This window comes from Aeribacillus sp. FSL W8-0870, assembly GCF_037963755.1.
Classification (GTDB): Bacteria; Bacillota; Bacilli; order Bacillales; family Aeribacillaceae; genus Aeribacillus; species Aeribacillus composti.
On the sequence record NZ_CP150165.1, the window covers coordinates 3,696,194 to 3,715,496 of the forward strand.

Below are 19,303 nucleotides of genomic sequence, written 5' to 3' on the forward strand. Positions count from 1 at the left end.
CCTTTCTTAATGTTTGAAATGACGGACTCCAGTAAAGACCATTGCAATTCCGTATTCATCCGCTTTTTTTATCGAATCTTCATCGCGAATGGATCCGCCTGGTTGTATGATTGCTGTAACCCCTGCTTTCGCTGCTTCTTCAACGGTGTCAGGCATTGGGAAGAACGCATCTGATGCAAGTGCACTGCCTTTCGCTTTCTCGCCAGCCTGTGCAATCGCAATTTTTGCAGCACCAACCCGGTTCATTTGGCCTGCACCAACACCAACGGTCATTTCATCTTTTGCCAAAACAATCGCATTTGACTTGACGTGCTTCACGACTTTCCAGCCAAGCTTTAAGTCCTTCCATTCTTGTTCAGTCGGCTGTCTTTTTGTTGGGATTGAAATGTTCGCGTCATCGAGCGTATAAATATCTTGATCTTGAACAAGAAGGCCGCCGTAAACAGATGTCAGCTGCTTCTCCGGTTGGAATTTTTTCGAAAAGTCGATCGTTAACAATCGAATATTTTTCTTTTTCGTTAATATTTCAAGAGCTTCTTGGCTAAACGAAGGGGCAATGATAATTTCCAAAAAAATTTCGCTCATTTTTTCAGCCGTTTTCTGATCAACTTCACGATTCAGTGCAACAATGCCGCCGAAAATTGAAGTCGGGTCCGCCTCATATGCCCGATAATAAGCTTCAAAAATGGTTTCACCTGCGCCGACGCCGCACGGATTCATATGCTTAACAGCGACCGCTGCCGGTCCATCAAATTCTTTGACAATGCTAAGTGCCGCATCCGCATCTTTAATGTTGTTATACGACAATTCCTTTCCATGGAGCTGGATGGCTTCGGCAATAGATGATGGAGGCGTGATCGGCTTTTTATAGAACGTTGCCTGTTGGTGAGGATTTTCCCCATAACGAAGGGATTGCTTCCTTTCAAATGTCACAGTAATCGATTCAGGCTCTTCTTCCCCTGCCTGCTCTGTTAAATATTCCGCAATCAGTGCATCGTATGCAGCAGTATGACGGAATACTTTGGCAGCCAACTTCCGTTTTGTTTCTATGCTTACTTCTCCGTTCTCTTTCAGTTCGGCTAAAATGACGGGATAATCTTCAGGATCAACGACAACCACTACATCTTGGTGATTTTTTGCAGCAGCCCGAAGCATCGTCGGCCCGCCGATGTCAATGTTCTCGATCGCTTCCTCAAAAGTCACGCCATCTTTGGCAATTGTCTCTTTAAACGGATATAAATTCACAACGACTAAGTCAATCGGTTGAATACCGTTTTCCTCCATCTGCTTCATATGGATATCATTGCTGCGAACCGCTAGCAGCCCCCCGTGAATAACAGGATGCAGCGTTTTAACTCTTCCGTCCATAATTTCCGGAAAACCGGTTACTTCCTGAATTCCAATGACATCTATTCCATTTTCCTCAAGAAGCTTTTTCGTTCCGCCAGTGGAGATTACTTCGATCCCAAGATTGACAAGCTCTTGCACAAACGGAATGATGTTTGCTTTATTAGATACACTGACAATTGCCCGTCTGATTGTCATGCTTTCACCTCTAATTTTTCTAAAATTTTTCCTATTGTTTCAGGATAAAATGAATGCTCGATTTTATGGATTTTCTCTGCAAGTGTATTAGCATCATCATCTTCGCTGATTTCAACCGCACGCTGAGCGATGATCGGGCCTGTATCCATTCCTTCATCAACATAATGGATGGTGACACCCGTAATTTTTACGCCGGCACGGAGCGCTTGTTCAATTGCATGTTTTCCCGGAAATGCAGGAAGCAAGGAAGGATGTATATTCACAATTCTCCCCGCAAAAGCGTCAAGAAGAGTGTGGCCGATTAAACGCATGTAGCCGGCCAGCACGATAAAGTCCACTTGATAGTGCCTCAATTGCTGTAAAATATCTTCTTCAAACTGTTCCTTCGACTCATATTGCTTCGGATCAAAAACAAAAGCAGGAATCTGCTCCTTTTCTGCCCGCTCCACTACTTTAGCACCGGGTTTATCACAGACTAAAAGCATCACATTTGCTTTTAGCTTCCCGCTCTTTACATGGTCTACAATCGCTTGGAAATTAGAGCCGCTCCCGGATGCAAACACCGCGATCCGCTTCATGAAAAAGGCCCTCCTTTCAGCCGAATTCCGCTTCCTTCTTTTACCCGGCCGATGAGAAAAGCCTTTTCTCCCAGCTTTTCAAGCTCATTGAGGCACTGCTGAACAACATCTTCTTCGACCGCCAGAACAAAGCCGATTCCCATATTGAACACTTCAAACATTTCAGACAAATCGATATTTCCTTGCTGTTGAATAAAGGTAAAAATCGGATGAATCGGCCATGAACCGAAATCGATTTCTGCTCCAAGCCCTTCCGGAAGCATTCTCGGGATGTTTTCAATAAACCCTCCTCCGGTAATATGGGCCATGCCGTCAACTTTATATGCTTTCACAAGCGGCAGGACGGAAGAAACATAAATTTTTGTCGGCTTTAGCAATTCTTCTCCGAGCGTTTCGGTTAGAGGCTCGTATATTTCATGTAAATCAAGCTTATTTTCTTCCAAAAGCACTTTGCGAACGAGTGAATAACCGTTTGAATGGATGCCGTTTGATGAAAGGCCGATGAGAAAGTGCCCAGGCTTGATCCGTTCGCCTGTGACAATGTTTTCTTTCTCGACAACACCGACAGCAAAGCCGGCAATGTCGTATTCATCTTCATCATATACGCCGGGCATTTCCGCTGTTTCACCACCGATGAGCGCACAACCCGCCTGCAGGCAGCCATCGGCAACACCTTTAACAATTTTTTCAATTTTTTCAGGGTCTGCTTTCCCGAGCCCCAAATAGTCCAGGAAAAAAAGCGGCTCCGCACCTTGTGCCAAAATGTCGTTTACACACATAGCCACAGCGTCTATTCCAATCGTATCGTGTTTATTCGCCATAAAGGCAAGCTTCAGCTTCGTTCCCACTCCGTCTGTTCCGGAAACAAGCACCGGCTCCTTATATCCTAAGCTTGCCAGATCAAACATTCCGCCAAAACTGCCGATCCCTCCTAAAACACCGGGACGCTTCGTTTTTTCCACATGCTTTTTCATGCGGCGAACTGCTTCATAGCCCGCATGAATGTCCACACCTGCTTCTCTATACGCTTTGGACATGAATTATCCTCCTTCGGTCTGTCATATTAGCCTTTCTCATGAGGAAGAATCGTATCTTCATAAATGTCTGTCGGATATTTTCCTGTAAAACATGCCATACATTGCCCGCGAAATTCACCTTCATATTTCCTTCCGATCGCATCCAGCATCCCTTCTGTGCTTAAGAAAGCAAGACTATCGGCGCCAATGATGCTGCGAATTTCTTCTACAGTATGAGAGGAAGCGATCAGCTCCTCATGAGTGGAGGTGTCAATACCGTAATAGCAAGGGTTGGCAATCGGCGGTGAACTGATGCGGACATGCACTTCCGTTGCCCCTGCTTCCCGCAGCATCTTGACAATACGCTTCGATGTCGTTCCTCTTACGATTGAGTCATCCACCATGACAACCCGTTTGCCTTCCACTACCCCGCGGACAGGGGAAAGCTTCATTTTCACTCCTTGCTCCCGCAATGATTGGGACGGCTGAATAAACGTACGGCCGACATATCGGTTTTTAATTAAACCGAGCTCGTACGGTATACCGGATGCCTCGGCATAGCCGATCGCCGCAGATATGCTGGAATCCGGAACTCCAGTCACTACGTCCGCCTCTACAGGCGCTTCTATCGCAAGCCGTTTGCCGAGATTTTTTCTTGCAGTATGAACATTTATTCCTTCCACATTGCTGTCAGGGCGTGAAAAATAAACGTATTCCATCGTACAAATCGCACGGTTAATCGTTTTGGAAAAACGTTCGCTTTTCAGTCCTTCACCATTGATGATGATAAGCTCGCCAGGCTCAACGTCCCTTTCTAGCTGAGCTCCAACAGCATCAAAAGCGCAGGTTTCCGAAGCGACAACATATGCATCACCTAGACGTCCGATAGATAAAGGACGGAGTCCGTTCGGATCAAGGGCAATCATCAGCTCTGTTTCCGTCATGATTAAAAAGGCGTATGCCCCTTTAATCATCGTAAGCGCGTTTTTCACTTTATCTTTTAGCTCTAAATAGCCGCTTCTTTTAATTAAATGAGCAAGAACTTCTGTATCTGACGTTGTTTGAAAGATGCTTCCTTGATTTTCAAGCTGATGCTTCAATCCGGAAGCATTCACTAAATTTCCGTTGTGAGCTAATGCGAGACCGCCTTGCTCCGATCGAAAAAGGAACGGCTGGACGTTTTCATAACCGCCTCCTCCAGCCGTCGCATAGCGAACATGGCCAATAGCTCCTGTTCCTTTTAAATTGTCTACCCCATTGGCAAACACTTCTGTGACAAGTCCTTCCCCTTTAAACCCTGTCAGTTTTTCGCCGTCTGTTACGACAATCCCTGCCCCCTCTTGTCCGCGATGCTGAAGGCTGTGCAGACCGTAATAAGTGATTTGAGCAGCGTCCTTATGACCCCATATGCCGAATACACCGCATTCTTCATTTAGCCCCTTTATTTCAGCAAGCATGGGATAGCTCCTTTCCAAGCTTGTTCTAACTCTTCCACTGATGCTTGAATCAATGTTTCTCCATTGCCGTTGACAATTTTAAGAATTCCGCTGTTTGTGACCGTTCCGATAGCTTCAGCTTGAACAATCTTTTCAAACGCCTCTTTGTTTTCCGGTTTTACGGAAACGACGATGCGGGACTGGGATTCGCTGAACAGCCCTGCCAATGCATCACCGTTGATCGTTATTTCCGCCCCAAGGCCCGTTCCGATTAAGCATTCACTTAGCGCAACGGCCAGGCCTCCTTCGGCAACGTCATGAGCCGACTGGACAAGCCCTTCGCGAATGGCAGCTAACAGCTGATCTAAACGTTGCTTCTCTTCTTCCAGGTCAATTTCCGGCGCTTTGCCAAAGATCTTGCCTTCAAGCATTTTTTGCAATTCACTTCCGGAAAATTCCGGTTTTGTCTCACCGAGCAAATAAACGATGCTGCCCGTCTCTTTAAATGATTGCGTTGTAATATGATCTGTATCTTCAATAAGTCCGACCATCCCGACAACCGGAGTTGGATAAATAGCTGTTCCGTTCGTTTCATTGTACAAGGAAACATTTCCGCCAATGACAGGTGTATTTAAAGCTAAGCACGCTTCGCTCATGCCGTCCACCGCTTTTTCAAGCTGCCAAAAAATCTCCGGTTTTTCCGGACTGCCGAAGTTTAAACAGTCTGTAATAGCGAGCGGCACCGCTCCTGAACATACGATGTTTCTTGCTGCTTCACTAACTGCAATTTTTCCGCCGACTTCTGGATCTAAATATAAATAGCGTGAGTTGCAATCGGTTGTCATCGCCAAAGCTTTTTTCGTCCCTCTGATTCTTAGGACAGCCGCATCAGAACCGGGCGCCACGACAGTGTTCGTCCGCACCATATAATCGTATTGGTCATATACCCACTCCTTGCTGGCTATCGTTGGCTGTTTCAGCAATGCAAGAAGCGTTTCTTTGTAATCGTCAACTTTTGGAACATAGGGCGGCATGCTTTGAAACTGGCGATAATATTCTGGTTCTTTAGACGGTTTATAGTAAACAGGCGCATCTTCCGCAAGCGCATCAACAGGAATTTCCGCAACGATTTCTCCTTTATGAATAAGGCGCAGCATCTTGTCATCTGTAACTTTACCAATCGGTGCAGCCTCCAGATCATATTTTTTAAACAGATCAATGATTTCCTGCTCCCGCCCTTTTTTAATTACGAGAAGCATTCTTTCTTGCGATTCGGATAACATCATCTCATAAGGAGTCATTCCTGCTTCCCGCTGAGGAACAAGATCCAAGTTCATTTCAATTCCTGAGCCCGCCTTGCTCGCCATTTCTGCCGATGAGCTTGTAAGCCCCGCTGCTCCCATATCTTGAATGCCGACAAGTGCATCAGATTTGATTACTTCAAGGCAAGCTTCCAAAAGCAGTTTTTCCATGAAAGGATCTCCAACTTGAACAGCCGGACGCTTTTCTTCGGAAGCTTCCGACAATTCTTCGGAAGCAAATGTAGCACCGTGAATGCCGTCTCTTCCGGTTTTGGCTCCGACGTACATCACTGTATTGCCGACACCAGTTGCTTGCCCTTTTTTGATATCTTCATGGTTTATGAGTCCGACACACATCGCATTGACCAGCGGATTTCCTTCATAGGAAGCGTCAAACTGCACTTCTCCTCCAACGGTTGGAATTCCGATACAGTTACCGTATCCGGCAATGCCAGCGACAACTTCTTCAAACAAATATTTGACACGCGGGCTTGTAAGTTCCCCAAAGCGAAGAGAGTTAAGGAGAGCGATTGGTCTGGCTCCCATCGAGAAAACATCGCGAATAATGCCTCCGACTCCTGTTGCTGCACCTTGATACGGTTCGATTGCAGAAGGGTGGTTATGGCTTTCTATTTTAAAGACGACGGCTTGATTGTCGCCGATATCAACAATCCCTGCTCCTTCACCAGGTCCTTGCAGCACACGTTCTCCTTTTGTTGGAAACTTTTTTAATACAGGTTTTGAATTTTTGTAGCTGCAATGCTCTGACCACATAACAGAAAAAATTCCAATTTCCGTGTAATTCGGCAATCGTCCTAATATTTTTTCAATGAGGGCAAACTCCTCATCACTAACTCCCATTTGCTTATAAATTTTGTCGTTTTTTATCATTTCTGGACTTGGTTCAAGAATTTGTGACATGAGCTTCCCTCCAACTTCTTACAATCGATTGAAACAATTTCAACCCGTCTGTATTTCCTAAAAGTTCGCTGACTGCCCGTTCCGGATGCGGCATCATTCCAAGGACATTGCCGCGTTTATTTACGATGCCTGCAATGTTATTTAAGCTTCCGTTCGGATTATCTTGATACGTAAAAACAATTTGCTTGTTTGCGATTAACTCTTCAAGAGTTTTTTCATCACAATAATAATTTCCTTCCCCATGTGCGATCGGAATGGTGATAATCTCGCCCTTATCATATTTGTTCGAAAACATCGTTTCGTTGTTTTCCACCTTTAATTTCACAGGGCGGCAAATAAATTTCAGCTTCTCGTTCCGTCTCATGGCACCCGGAAGAAGACCAGCCTCAAGCAAAATCTGAAACCCATTGCAAACGCCAAGCACAGGCTTCCCTTCATCTGCAGCTTTCACAACTTCCTTCATAACATTGGCAAAACGGGCAATGGCTCCGCTGCGTAAATAATCGCCGTATGAGAAGCCGCCAGGAAGGAGAATGCCATCGAAGCCACTTAAATCTTGAGCGTCATGCCAAACGTATTCGACTTCCTCTCCCAGTTCGTCTTTAATGGCATGGTACATGTCAACGTCACAATTGGAACCCGGAAAAACGATCACGGCAAATTTCACTTGACGGCTACCTCCTCTATTTCATAACGGTAGTCTTCAATCACAGGATTTGCTAAAAGCTTTTTACACATTTCGTCTACAATCTCTTCGACATTTCGATCCGTTTTTCCGATTGCTAGCTCCATGTACTTCCCAATCCGAACATCTTCCACTTCATTGAAATTCATTGAATGTAAAGCATTTTTCACCGCATTTCCTTGAGGATCAAGCACACTTTCACGCAATGTAACATATACTTTTACTCTGTACATGGAACTGTACCTCCTAAACGTTTTAAAATCTCTTTATAAGCATCCGTCAAATTGCCGATATCCCGGCGGAACACATCTTTATCAAGCTTTTCATTTGTATGTTTGTCCCAAAGTCGGCACGTATCAGGGGAAATTTCATCTGCAACAACAAGCGTTCCGTCGTTTAGCAAGCCAAATTCAAGCTTAAAATCTACTAGTCTCACGTTTCTTTCATGAAAATGCTTCAATAAAATATCGTTTACTTTGAAAGCTAATGTTTTTATTTCATCCAGCTGCTCTTTATCCGCAAGCTCTAGTAGTTCAATATGGAAACTGTTAATTAAAGGGTCTCCCAGGTCATCATTTTTATAGTAGAACTCAATGATCGGCTTTTTAATCTCAGTTCCTTCGGCAATGCCCAATCTTTTGGATAAGCTTCCTGACACAATATTTCGTACAACTACTTCAATCGGAATGATTGTCACCCGTTTGACAAGCTGTTCATTTGACGAAATTTTTTGAACAAAGTGGGTCGGAATGCCGTGTTCATTTAACTTTTCAAACAGCAAACTTGAAATTTCATTGTTTAGCTGTCCTTTGCCTACAATCTCAGCTTTTTTCTCCCCATTAAACGCGGTAGCGGAATCTTTATAATAAACAAGAAAAATGTTGGGATCGTCTGTTTCATAAATTTTTTTCGCTTTTCCTTCGTACAGCAATGAGCCCTTTTGAACGGTCATGATCATGCCTCCTAATGCGGAATATTGGCCTTCCATTTTATGTCAAGGGGCAGGGCAGTTTTTGCGATTTGCCGCGCCCCATTTGGACATCTACTGTTCTAACCCGCAGCGTTTAAAAATGTAATCCACATTTTTCAAATGGTAATTGTAATCGAAGCAGTCATCGATTTCTTCTTTCGAAAGCTTTGTTGTAATTTGTTTTTCCGCTTCGATCAGCTCTCTAAACGGAACTTGGCGCTCCCACGCTTCCATCGCTTTCGGCTGAACTAAATCGTATGCTTCTTCACGTGTCATACCTTTATTGATCAGCGCAAGCAAAACCCGCTGTGAGTAAATCAATCCCAGCGTTTTCTCCATATTGCGCTTCATATTTTCAGGGAAGACCGTCAAGTTTTTCACAATATTGCCAAATCGATTTAACATGTAGTTCAACGCGATCGTAGCATCTGGCAAAATGATGCGCTCTGCCGAAGAATGAGAGATGTCGCGCTCATGCCACAATGGAACATTTTCGTAAGCCGTCAGCATCATTCCGCGAATGACCCTTGCCATTCCTGTCATGTTTTCCGATCCGATCGGATTGCGCTTATGCGGCATCGCAGATGAACCTTTCTGTCCTTTGGCAAAAAACTCCTCCACCTCGCGAGTTTCGCTCTTTTGCAAGCCGCGAATCTCAACTGCAAACTTTTCAATCGATGTAGCAATTAAAGCAAGCGTAGCCATGTACTCGGCATGTCGATCACGCTGCAATGTTTGCGTCGAAATCGGCGCCGGCTTTAAACCGAGTTTTTCACACACATACTGCTCCACGAACGGATCAATGTTGGCATAAGTGCCGACTGCTCCGGAAATTTTGCCGACTTCAATCTCTTCTCTTGCGCGTTTAAACCGCTCTAGATTTCGCTTCATTTCTTCATACCATAGCGCCAATTTCAAACCAAACGTTGTCGGTTCTGCATGCACCCCGTGCGTACGCCCCATCATGACGGTGTATTTATGCTCCAACGCTTTATCTCTTAAAATAGCGATGAAATTTTCCAAGTCTTTTTGTAAAATTTCGTTCGCTTGCTTTAGCAAATAAGATAAAGCGGTATCCACGACATCAGTGGAGGTCAATCCGTAATGCACCCATTTTCGTTCGTCGCCAAGCGTTTCTGATACAGCACGGGTAAACGCCACTACGTCGTGCCTTGTTTCCTCTTCAATTTGCTTAATTCGGTTCACATCAAATGAAGCACGTTCACGCAGTTTTTTTACATCTTCCTTCGGGATCACACCAAGCTCCGCCCACGCTTCACATGCTAAAATCTCCACTTCAAGCCAAGCTTTAAAGCGGTTTTCTTCCGTCCAAATCGCGCCCATTTCAGGACGTGTGTATCGTTCAATCATTCCTGCAACCTCCTATTGATCTCTCCGTCTTGTTTATGAATAGCTTGTCAAACATTCCAAATTTGAGTCGATTCGATATATGTCAATAGTTCCTCAATTTCATCACTGAAGAACGTAATATGTCCCATTTTTCTGTTGATTTTTGCCTCCGCTTTTCCATATAAAAATAATTTCCCTTTTTTCAGCAGCTCTTCGTTTTTCAACACAGGCTCTAGATGCTGGCCCAGTATATTCACCATAATTCCTTGATGAATGAGCTTCGTGTTTCCGAGAGGCAATCCGCAAATCGCGCGAATATGCTGTTCAAACTGCGATGTTTCACATAAATTTAATGAATAATGACCTGAATTATGAGGCCGGGGGGCGAGCTCATTTATATAAATTTCATCGTTTGCCACAAACATTTCAACTGCCAGCGTTCCAATCAGCCCAAGCTTCGCCGCCAATGTTTTTGCTGTTTCCTCCGCCTGTTCCTTCAACGAATCAGAAATTCTTGCAGGTACAATGCTTTCGTGCAAAATATTGTTAACATGAATGTTTTCGGCAACAGGCAATGTGCTGACTTCACCTGTCACGCTTCTAGTGACAATAACCGAAATTTCTTTGTCGAACGCGATCCATTTTTCCAATACACAGCGTCCGTTCTTCAACAAAGCTTTTGCTTCTTCTATATCTTCTTCTTGCTTTAGTACAAATTGGCCTTTCCCATCATATCCTCCGCGGCATGTCTTTAAAACACTCGGGATGCCTATGTTGGATACGGCTTGATAAAAATCATCTTCTGATTCAACGACTTCATACGGCGCAACTTTCACACCAGCGTTCGCCACAGCTTCCTTTTCCGTCTGGCGATCTTGTGTAATGGCGAGCAGTCTGCTTCCTTGAGGCAAGTAGGCGTTTTGCTCAAGCCAAGTTAACGCCTCGTAATCAATATTTTCAAATTCATACGTTATACAATCGCTCACCTTCGCAAGCTCTTTGATTGCATCCAAATCATCGTAACGGGCTGTGATTTCCATGTCGCTCACTTGGCCGCATGGAGAATTCGGTGTTGGATCAAGCACCGCCACACGATATCCCATATTTTTGGCAGCGATAGCCATAAATTTGCCTAGTTGACCGCCTCCAATGATTCCAATTGTACTTTGAGGCAAAAGTTTTTTATACAAGCTGATCACTGCTTTCCATGACGTTTTTTCTTATATATTCTCGCCGTTGTTCAAGCTTTTGCTGAACATCAGCATCATTGATTGACAAAATTTGCGCCGCTAACAGACCAGCGTTCACCGCGCCCGCTTTTCCTATCGCCACTGTTGCAACAGGCACGCCGCCGGGCATTTGCACGATCGAGAGCAGCGAATCCAGTCCGTTTAACGCGTTTGTTTTAACCGGAACTCCGATGACAGGGAGAGTTGTTTTCGCTGCAACCATTCCCGGCAAGTGTGCTGCTCCGCCTGCGCCTGCAATGATCACTTGAATTCCGCGATCCCTGGCAGTGCTTGCATATTGAAACATCCAATCAGGTGTGCGATGGGCAGAAACAACCTTTTTTTCATAAGGAATATTCAGCTCATCTAATATTTCACAGGCATGCTTCATCGTTTCCCAATCTGAAGTGCTTCCCATTATCACTCCAACGACAGGATTCATGGCGATGCTCCCCTCTTTATTTTTAATTATAGGTTGCCATCTTCGTTAAAAATCTTGACAATAATTGAAAGGCATAAAAAAAGCCCGCTTCTGCATTTTCCCTATCAATAAGGGAAAGTAACACAAACCGGGCATAAGCAATATGTATGCTCAGTTGAAAAATCTTGCCGATTACTTTCCCTCATAGTCCAACAATTTACGGTTGTTGGGTAGAAACTTTTGGGCCATATTCCCAAGATTATATGAGGTTTTAGTTTTCATATGCTGTTTTCGACTCCATCTTAACAATGAAAAATCATTATGTCAACGATAAAATCGAACATTATTTTTCTTTAAACATCGAATGTTCGGATTTTGATGAACCTTGATCATGATCTGTGCCGTTTTGCTGCCTTTTGAAACAATCGAGTAGGAGGGGGTGACTAACCCCCGACCTCTCACACCACCGTACGTACCGTTCGGTATACGGCGGTTCAATTAAGATAATTGACGCAAGTCTTTATAACTTCCGTGAATAGCTGTTCTCTTTATGCCAGTGGTCACTCCACCCTCCAAGAGATCTCCCACGGGATTCACCGCTTCCTCCCTCAAGTGAGGTACTACGTTTTCTGTGTTCATCATGACTCACTGAATGCCAAGGGCTATTCTCTCTTAATTGTTCGGTCCTTCTTAGTTGTTCTAGACCAACTAATACTATGACCTCTGCTGACTTCTGACTGTTCAGCTATCTATCACTAGATAGGTTACCAAGGTTACTTGGCGTGCCAGCCAGACCTCCCCGGGTAAGAGTGTAATCTTTCCTTCCATCCATCTGCTTCATTTACTCTGTATCACCTTCGGCAGAAAGGGCTTTGTTTTGTCTTGCAAACTCACCCAGTGATACCTAGCCTCATATGAAGTTCGTGTTCCTCAGACCGGAAGTTTGCCGCTCGCTTCCTTCAGATTCCGCGTCACCACGGACACCCTTGCGTTAAGCTAACTGCTACTTCTGCCTTCGCAGCTCGGGACTTTCACCCTATAGATTACACCCATGCCGGGCGCACAAGAAAAGGATCAGACAGCATTTCAGTCTGATCCTTCGACTTCTTATTAATTGACAAGAAAGATGAAATAAAGCAGAAATACAATAGATAAACCATACAAAATCGGATGAATCTCTTTTCCTCTTCCTTTCAGAAGCATCGTGATCGGGTAGAAAATAAAGCCGATAGCAATACCGGTTGCGATGCTGTACGTTAATGGCATTGTAATCAAGATTAAAAACGCCGGAACAGCAATTTCAAACTGATCCCATTTTATATGCCCTAAAGATGATACCATTAAAACTCCGACAATAATGAGCGCTGGAGCCGTAACAGAAGATGTAATAACGCTCAATAGCGGCGAGAAAAATAAAGCTAATAGGAAACATCCTGCTGTTATAATGGAAGCAAAACCTGTCCGCGCGCCTGCCGCAACCCCTGCTGATGATTCTACATAAGAAGTGGTTGAAGATGTTCCTAAAATCGCTCCGACAACTGTTCCCATTGAATCAGATACTAAAGCTCTGCCGATTCGCGGAAGTTTATTGTTTTTCAATAACCCTGCTTGATTGGCAACCGCAACCAGCGTTCCTGCCGTATCAAAAAAGTCAACAAACATAAACGTTAAGATTACGACAAGCATTTGTAAAGAAAAAATATCTCCTAAATGTCCTAAAGCTACTCCAAACGTCGGAGCCAAGCTCGGAATTTCCCCAATAATTTTATCCGGTTTTGGTACAAGGCCAAAAATCATTCCGACAACGGCCGTAATCACCATGCCGTAAAACACGCCGCCTTTCACTTGCCGAACCATTAAAATAATCGTAATAGTTAATCCAAAAATAGATAGAAGAGTATTTCCATTCCGCAAGTCTCCCAAGCCGACAAGAACAGCGTCATCATTAACAATTATGCCTGCATTTTGAAAACCGATAAATGTGATAAACAATCCGATTCCCGCACCGACTGCATGCTTCAGCTCCGGCGGAATGGAATCAATAATTTTTTCCCGCAATCCGCTAAGCGTCAGCAAGACAAGAAAGAGACCTGAAACAAGAACACCTGAAAGGGCTGTTTGCCAAGGGATGCCGTACGTCAAAACGACAGTAAAAGCAAAGAACGCGTTCAATCCCATACCGGGAGCAAGAGCTACCGGATACCGTGCCACAATACCCATGATGAGTGTCCCGATGGCTGCAGCCAACGCGGTCGCAGTGAAGACAGCTCCTTGATCCATTCTCAATTCATTGGGAAAATCAGCAACAGAGCTTAATGAAAGCGTTGCTGGATTGACAAACAAAATATAGGCCATTGAAAGAAATGTTGTAATTCCGCCAATAATTTCCCTGCGGTAATTAGTGCCAAGTTCATCAAATTGAAAATATTTTTTCATTATAAAGTCCTCCTACAATTGGCTGTATAAAAAACTTTAAGCAAAAAAATAAGCGCTCCATTCCAAGGATGCGCTTGACCATGAGGTTGCTGAAAGCCCAATGTGAGAAAGGAAAAGGATCCTCTCCTCCTTCAGCCATCGAACCGTCAACACCTCGTAGTCAAGCTATTTACGGTAGCTTGGTAGAAACTTTCGGGCCATATTCCCGAAATTATACGAGAATGTTTATATTTATTATATAAAAATGATAATTCCGATTTATACAAGTTGGTCAGATTTATTCCCATTCAATTGTTGCCGGCGGCTTGCTTGTAATATCGTAGACAACTCGGTTCACGTGCGGTACTTCATTGACAATCCGCGTAGAGATCACTTCCAGCACTTCCCACGGAATACGAGCCCAATCTGAAGTCATGCCGTCAATTGAAGTGACAGCACGGATTCCAATTGTATGATCGTACGTGCGGGCATCGCCCATCACACCTACGCTGCGGATGTTAGGCAAAACGGTGAAATATTGCCAAATGTCCCGCTCTAATCCGGCTTTTTTAATTTCCTCTCGTAAAATAGCATCGGATTCCCGAACAATCTCTAGCTTTTCTTCCGTTACTTCTCCTAAAACCCGAATGGCTAATCCTGGTCCCGGGAACGGCTGGCGCCAAACGATTTCATCTGGAATACCAAGCTCTGTTCCAAGTGCGCGAACTTCGTCTTTAAAGAGTGTATTCAATGGTTCAATCAGTTGAAATTTCATATCCTCCGGAAGTCCGCCGACATTGTGATGCGATTTGATCGTTTGCGCCGTCTGCGTACCGCTTTCGATAATGTCTGTATAAAGTGTTCCTTGAGCAAGAAACTCAATGCCCTCCAATTTTGCCGCTTCATCATCAAAAACATAGATAAACTCGTTGCCGATGATTTTTCTTTTCTTTTCCGGGTCAGTAACACCCTTCAATTTTTCTAAAAAGCGGTCTTTTGCATCTACTTTAATGACATTCATGTTAAACCCTTCGCTAAACGTCTTCATGACGCTTTCCGCTTCCCCTTTGCGAAGGAGTCCGTGGTCAACAAAAATGCACGTTAATTGATTGCCGATCGCTTTATGGATTAAAACGGCTACAACAGATGAGTCCACCCCGCCGCTTAGCGCGCACAGCACTTTCTTATTTCCGACAGTTTTGCGGATGTTCTCTATTTGCATTTCAATAAAGTTTTCCATCGTCCACGAATTTGTGCACCCGCAAATGCGGAAAACGAAATTTTTCAATAGGTCGTTTCCAAATTCTGTATGGCGCACTTCGGGATGAAATTGAACCCCGTACATGTTCCGCTCATCATTGCTGATTGCGGCAAATGGACATGATGGGCTAGTGGCGTCTACTTTAAAGCCGTTCGGAATATCGGCCACAAGATCCCCGTGACTCATCCAAACGATTTGATCATCAGGCAAGCCTTCAAACAACGGCGATTTTTCCTTTACTTGTAAAGCTGCTTTCCCATATTCCCGGTGCTTCGCCTTTTCCACTTTTCCCCCGAGCAAATAGGTCATTAATTGCATGCCATAGCAAATTCCGAGCACTGGAACCCCGAGTTCAAAAATCCGCTCGTCGCAGCGAAAAGACTTTTCGTCATATACGCTGTTTGGACCCCCTGACAAAATAATTCCTTTCGGATTCATTTTTTTGATATCTTCTATCGACAGCGTATGCGGATGAAGCTCGCTGTAAACACCAAATTCGCGAATTCTGCGCGTAATTAATTGATTGTATTGGCTGCCGAAATCTAACACTAAGATCATGTCTTGGATGTTCTCCAACGTGTTCACCTCATTATTTTGATGGATCAATATATTGTTTCACATCTGACTTCAAAAAAAAGAATTCTACCGAAAAAAAGGCAGAATTCTAGTACATCTACTAACTTCTGCCTTCATAGTCGGGTTATTTACGGTAACCCGGTAGAGACTCTCGAACCATATTATCGAGGATATACGAAGGAGCTTCCCGCTATGAATTTTTTCTTATCATACCAAGTGATCAAGACCCGGTCAAGAAGTTGTTTTTTTGATTAAATCTTCCCATAATTCTTTCGATTGCTCCCATTCCTTGCTTGGATCATCGCCCCGATACAGCGCCCGCTCATAAATGTAAGTTAATTGCGACATACTATTTGTTCCAAACATTTGATCAATCTGTTTTGCATATTCTCTTAACGTTTGCCCGTTTTCCCGTTTGTAGCCACATCTTTCCAGAGATTTAAGCAAAAGCCTGTATGCTTTCAAAAAATCTTTTTCATCATGATTCCATTTATAGAAGCTAGTCATCCAACTGGTCATCCATTTATTTCTCGTTTTGAAAAGTATTAACACACATGCCGCTATAAACAAGATGAAACCGATGGAGACAATAACAGCTGGTGATAGCGAAAAAGGGAATTCCTTTGGCTGCTTAGCATCATCCGTATCGATTTGTTCTTGACTTTCTTCCTCAAGCGGCTGACTTTGTTCCTGTTCGGCAGCGGATGAATCTTGTTGATTTTCATTTGATTGATGTGCAAATTCCTGCGGATTGGAAAAACCGATCGTCGGTTCAAAAGGGACCCAGCCAATTCCAGAAAAATAAACCTCTACCCACGAATGGGCATTGTTGCTAGTTACTTCATACACTTCCAATCCTTCGCTTGTCGTTTCCACAAACTGCCCTGGGGTATATCCCTTTACCCAGCGCGCCGGAATTCCGACAGACCGAAGAAGAACAACCATAGATGTTGAAAAATTGTCGCAATATCCTTTCTTCGTTTCAAATAAAAACTGATCGACATAATCTTCATCCAATTCCGGGACAGCCACATCATTCGTTTCATATACAAACGGTTCTTTCAAAAAATACTGTTCAACCGCCTTGGCTTTATCATAAAAGTTGTTTTTATCTTTTGTAATCTCCACAGCGAGATTTTTCACGCGTTCCGGAAGGCTTGCGGGAAGCTGCGTATATCGTTCAACCAATTCTTTTGGAGCACCTTCATTCGAGTGAACAGCCTGCAATTTTTCAATTTCAAACAAGGGATAAGAATATTTCAAAGAATAACTGGAAAGCCGTTCCCCCGATTCATTAAACATTGGGAATATATTCTCCGTAACATGATCGATGCGGTATTGATCAGCATCACTTGAAATTTCCTGCAATCCAAGCGGATAAATAATATGCTGATATGGATATTCGCGCTCAATTTCTACAGTCGAAACAAGCTGTTCCGTTTGAACCTGACTACTCGCCAAGTTTAAATACGGACCGATAAATCCATTTGCAATGGAAAATTGTCTGTCGCTTGTAATCCAGCCTTTTCCTGTATAAACATCTTTTGTTTCAACTCGCCAATAATGCTGTCTTTCTACATACGCCCGAAAAGCAGGTGCATCGTTTGGAATGAACGGACCGCCCAATTGCTCATCATTAGTACCATAACCGATTTTTTTGACAACCGAATTTGACAAATGCTCCCCTTCTCCGTCCTGTTTATACTTCGAAAAATACGGTAAAGGGTCTGGCCATTGGGGGGCCGCTTTCGGAGCGAGCCACCCGATCGCAGCGGAAACAACAATCATTGCCAAAAGCGGCACAATCCATTTCCAATACAAAATAGACCTAAACGGAATTTTCTCCGTAAAAATCATCCTTTCAAAATACAGAAGACCTAAAAGGAAAAATCCAACCACCGCTAACCGTATAATCGCATAAGTTGCATCATATGGCGAAAACGTATCTAATACTGCCACATACGTAATAGTTAAAATTAAAAATAATAAAATTCTTTTTCTCTGAATAATCCAATAGTTTAATAAATAGACAAGCAGCCACAATAATACAAAGAAAAGAAACGTCCGGAATGGAGGAGTCATTCCGCCGAAATACCTTTCGGTGATCAAGTTTAAGTTATAGCGAAGATCATGAATAAATTCTAATATCCATCCTATTTCAAAAACAGAGCCGTTGTAAAACAGCTGATGAATAAAAAAGAAAATATAACATAATTTAACCGGATACGAGATATACCATTTTAGCTGCATAAATGTAAAAAAGAGAGAAATTCCGATAAATATAACGAAAATAACGGTATAGATAGAATCAGTCGAATATTCAAGCGGCCGCAGCCATTCCCACAGCAAAATAAACGATAGCAAATATAAACAAAAGTTAACGATTTGCTGTTTCATTATCGGCTTCCCACCCTTTGCGCTGCATCTCGGAACATGCCGGCGTCAACAGTGCGGACAGTTATCGAATGCCGCCGCAATTTATCTATTAGTTCTTGATCTCTTCTCGGCTTTTCAACCGCTTTTGTCACATGCCAAATGGTGACATGACGCGGCTTCGGAAACGCTAGAAGCTTGTCAATCAAGGAAGGGTGTAAATGACTTGTCATAATCATGATAAATGAATGCTGTCCCCATTTGTTCAATTCCTCTAAAAGCTGGTTGATAAACTCGTCCTCACCATCGCAATCCGCCACTGCCAAATGATACAGGATATGCTTCCAATGATGCTCATGATTTGATATAGGAAAAACTTTCTTCGTTTTCCCAACCGAAACTACCCCGAGCTTGGAACCGTTTTTGAGCACTGCTTTAGAGAACGAAGCTGTAAATGAGATAAGCTCTTCAAATGACGATGACTTTGTTCGATCGATGAAACAAACAATTTGTTGGCTATTCAGCTGCTCAAATTCCTTTGTCATGATCGAATGGCGTCTCGCTGTCGCCTTCCAGTCTATCCACGATAATTTATCTCCCGGTTCATATTCCCTTACCCCAGCAACAATCGAAACATCTTTTATATATCGTGTTCTGGCAAAACCTGCATCCTTTTCAAGTGAAAGTTGTTGGGGACGGTACTGAAACTCAAAAAATGGCGGATAGACCACCATGTGATTTTTTGCCGAATAAATGTTTTCTCTTTCAATGATTCCAAACAAATCTCCTGTTTTAAATCGCACTGTTTCAAAATGATGGGATCCCCTCGGAAGATTAGATAACGAATATTGGAATGAAAAACGTTTTTTCCACCAAGGAAACAATACAATCTTCGCTGATCCCGAATTTTTCAGCTTTTCAGGAAGGACATCCTCAACGATTCCAAAGAAAAAAGGGAAGGGAAACGGCTGTTCAATTTCGATAGTACAAACAAGCGGTTCACCTGCTTGGAATTCTGTTTTAGTTAATTTGCGCCGAACTCGCAGCTTCTTCAGCGGATAGAGAGCCAACGCAACAGAATAAACAACAAACGGCAGCAATGAATACAATAAAAACCAGCTGACAAATCCTCCTTGAAACATGGCATATGCAAAGGAAGCCGCCACAAGCAATATTAAAAAAGCAAGGTTCCACGCCAGCCGTGTGCCTTTTAGCAAGCTTTTCAT

At 43.5% G+C, this 19,303-nt stretch carries 15 protein-coding genes and 3 riboswitches; all 15 genes read right to left on the reverse strand.

What is annotated here, in order from left to right; all coding sequences use genetic code 11:
* Positions 1-6: 6 nt before the first annotated feature.
* A complete protein-coding gene (gene purH, locus NSU02_RS17830) occupies positions 7-1,545 on the reverse strand; it encodes a bifunctional phosphoribosylaminoimidazolecarboxamide formyltransferase/IMP cyclohydrolase (RefSeq protein WP_339193456.1) in 1,539 nt (512 codons plus the stop codon).
* Positions 1,542-2,123: a phosphoribosylglycinamide formyltransferase gene (gene purN, locus NSU02_RS17835; protein WP_066252087.1), complete on the reverse strand. Its 582-nt coding sequence runs from the start codon at positions 2,121-2,123 to the stop codon at positions 1,542-1,544. The genes purH and purN overlap by 4 nt, the downstream gene beginning before the upstream one ends.
* Positions 2,120-3,160, reverse strand: a complete 1,041-nt coding sequence (purM, locus tag NSU02_RS17840) for a phosphoribosylformylglycinamidine cyclo-ligase (RefSeq protein ID WP_311066580.1) — start codon at positions 3,158-3,160, stop codon at positions 2,120-2,122. The genes purN and purM overlap by 4 nt, the downstream gene beginning before the upstream one ends.
* Positions 3,161-3,186: 26 nt before the next feature.
* Positions 3,187-4,596 carry an amidophosphoribosyltransferase gene (gene purF / locus NSU02_RS17845; RefSeq protein WP_063388823.1) on the reverse strand — a complete coding sequence of 470 codons (1,410 nt, stop codon included), beginning with the start codon at positions 4,594-4,596 and terminating at the stop codon, positions 3,187-3,189.
* Entirely contained in the window at positions 4,581-6,797 is a 2,217-nt protein-coding gene (gene purL / locus NSU02_RS17850; protein ID WP_339193457.1) for a phosphoribosylformylglycinamidine synthase subunit PurL, read from the reverse strand. Before purL ends, purF begins: the two co-directional genes overlap by 16 nt.
* Positions 6,781-7,464, reverse strand: coding sequence for a phosphoribosylformylglycinamidine synthase subunit PurQ (purQ, locus tag NSU02_RS17855; RefSeq protein WP_063388825.1), 684 nt, complete (start codon positions 7,462-7,464; stop codon positions 6,781-6,783). The genes purL and purQ overlap by 17 nt, the downstream gene beginning before the upstream one ends.
* A complete protein-coding gene (purS, locus tag NSU02_RS17860) occupies positions 7,461-7,715 on the reverse strand; it encodes a phosphoribosylformylglycinamidine synthase subunit PurS (protein WP_063388826.1) in 255 nt (84 codons plus the stop codon). Before purS ends, purQ begins: the two co-directional genes overlap by 4 nt.
* Entirely contained in the window at positions 7,703-8,434 is a 732-nt protein-coding gene (gene purC, locus NSU02_RS17865; protein ID WP_339193458.1) for a phosphoribosylaminoimidazolesuccinocarboxamide synthase, read from the reverse strand. The genes purS and purC overlap by 13 nt, the downstream gene beginning before the upstream one ends.
* Positions 8,435-8,524: 90 nt before the next feature.
* Positions 8,525-9,823, reverse strand: a complete 1,299-nt coding sequence (gene purB / locus NSU02_RS17870; protein WP_063388828.1) for an adenylosuccinate lyase — start codon at positions 9,821-9,823, stop codon at positions 8,525-8,527.
* A 47-nt stretch (positions 9,824-9,870) separates the two neighbouring features.
* Positions 9,871-10,992, reverse strand: coding sequence for a 5-(carboxyamino)imidazole ribonucleotide synthase (purK, locus tag NSU02_RS17875; protein WP_186439341.1), 1,122 nt, complete (start codon positions 10,990-10,992; stop codon positions 9,871-9,873).
* A complete protein-coding gene (gene purE / locus NSU02_RS17880; protein WP_066252098.1) occupies positions 10,985-11,473 on the reverse strand; it encodes a 5-(carboxyamino)imidazole ribonucleotide mutase in 489 nt (162 codons plus the stop codon). The genes purK and purE overlap by 8 nt, the downstream gene beginning before the upstream one ends.
* Before the next feature lie 164 nt (positions 11,474-11,637).
* A riboswitch (purine riboswitch) is annotated at positions 11,638-11,739 on the reverse strand.
* 823 nt (positions 11,740-12,562) lie between these two features.
* Positions 12,563-13,888, reverse strand: coding sequence for an NCS2 family permease (locus tag NSU02_RS17885; protein ID WP_063388831.1), 1,326 nt, complete (start codon positions 13,886-13,888; stop codon positions 12,563-12,565).
* A 137-nt stretch (positions 13,889-14,025) separates the two neighbouring features.
* Positions 14,026-14,127: riboswitch (purine riboswitch) on the reverse strand.
* Positions 14,128-14,165: 38 nt separating this feature from the next.
* On the reverse strand, positions 14,166-15,686 hold the full coding sequence (guaA, locus tag NSU02_RS17890; RefSeq protein WP_063388832.1) for a glutamine-hydrolyzing GMP synthase: 1,521 nt from the start codon (positions 15,684-15,686) through the stop codon (positions 14,166-14,168).
* A 114-nt stretch (positions 15,687-15,800) separates the two neighbouring features.
* Positions 15,801-15,902, reverse strand: a riboswitch (purine riboswitch).
* 33 nt (positions 15,903-15,935) lie between these two features.
* Positions 15,936-18,101, reverse strand: a complete 2,166-nt coding sequence (locus NSU02_RS17895; protein ID WP_339193461.1) for a DUF4129 domain-containing transglutaminase family protein — start codon at positions 18,099-18,101, stop codon at positions 15,936-15,938.
* Positions 18,101-19,303: a DUF58 domain-containing protein gene (locus NSU02_RS17900; protein ID WP_339195845.1), complete on the reverse strand. Its 1,203-nt coding sequence runs from the start codon at positions 19,301-19,303 to the stop codon at positions 18,101-18,103. The genes NSU02_RS17895 and NSU02_RS17900 overlap by 1 nt, the downstream gene beginning before the upstream one ends.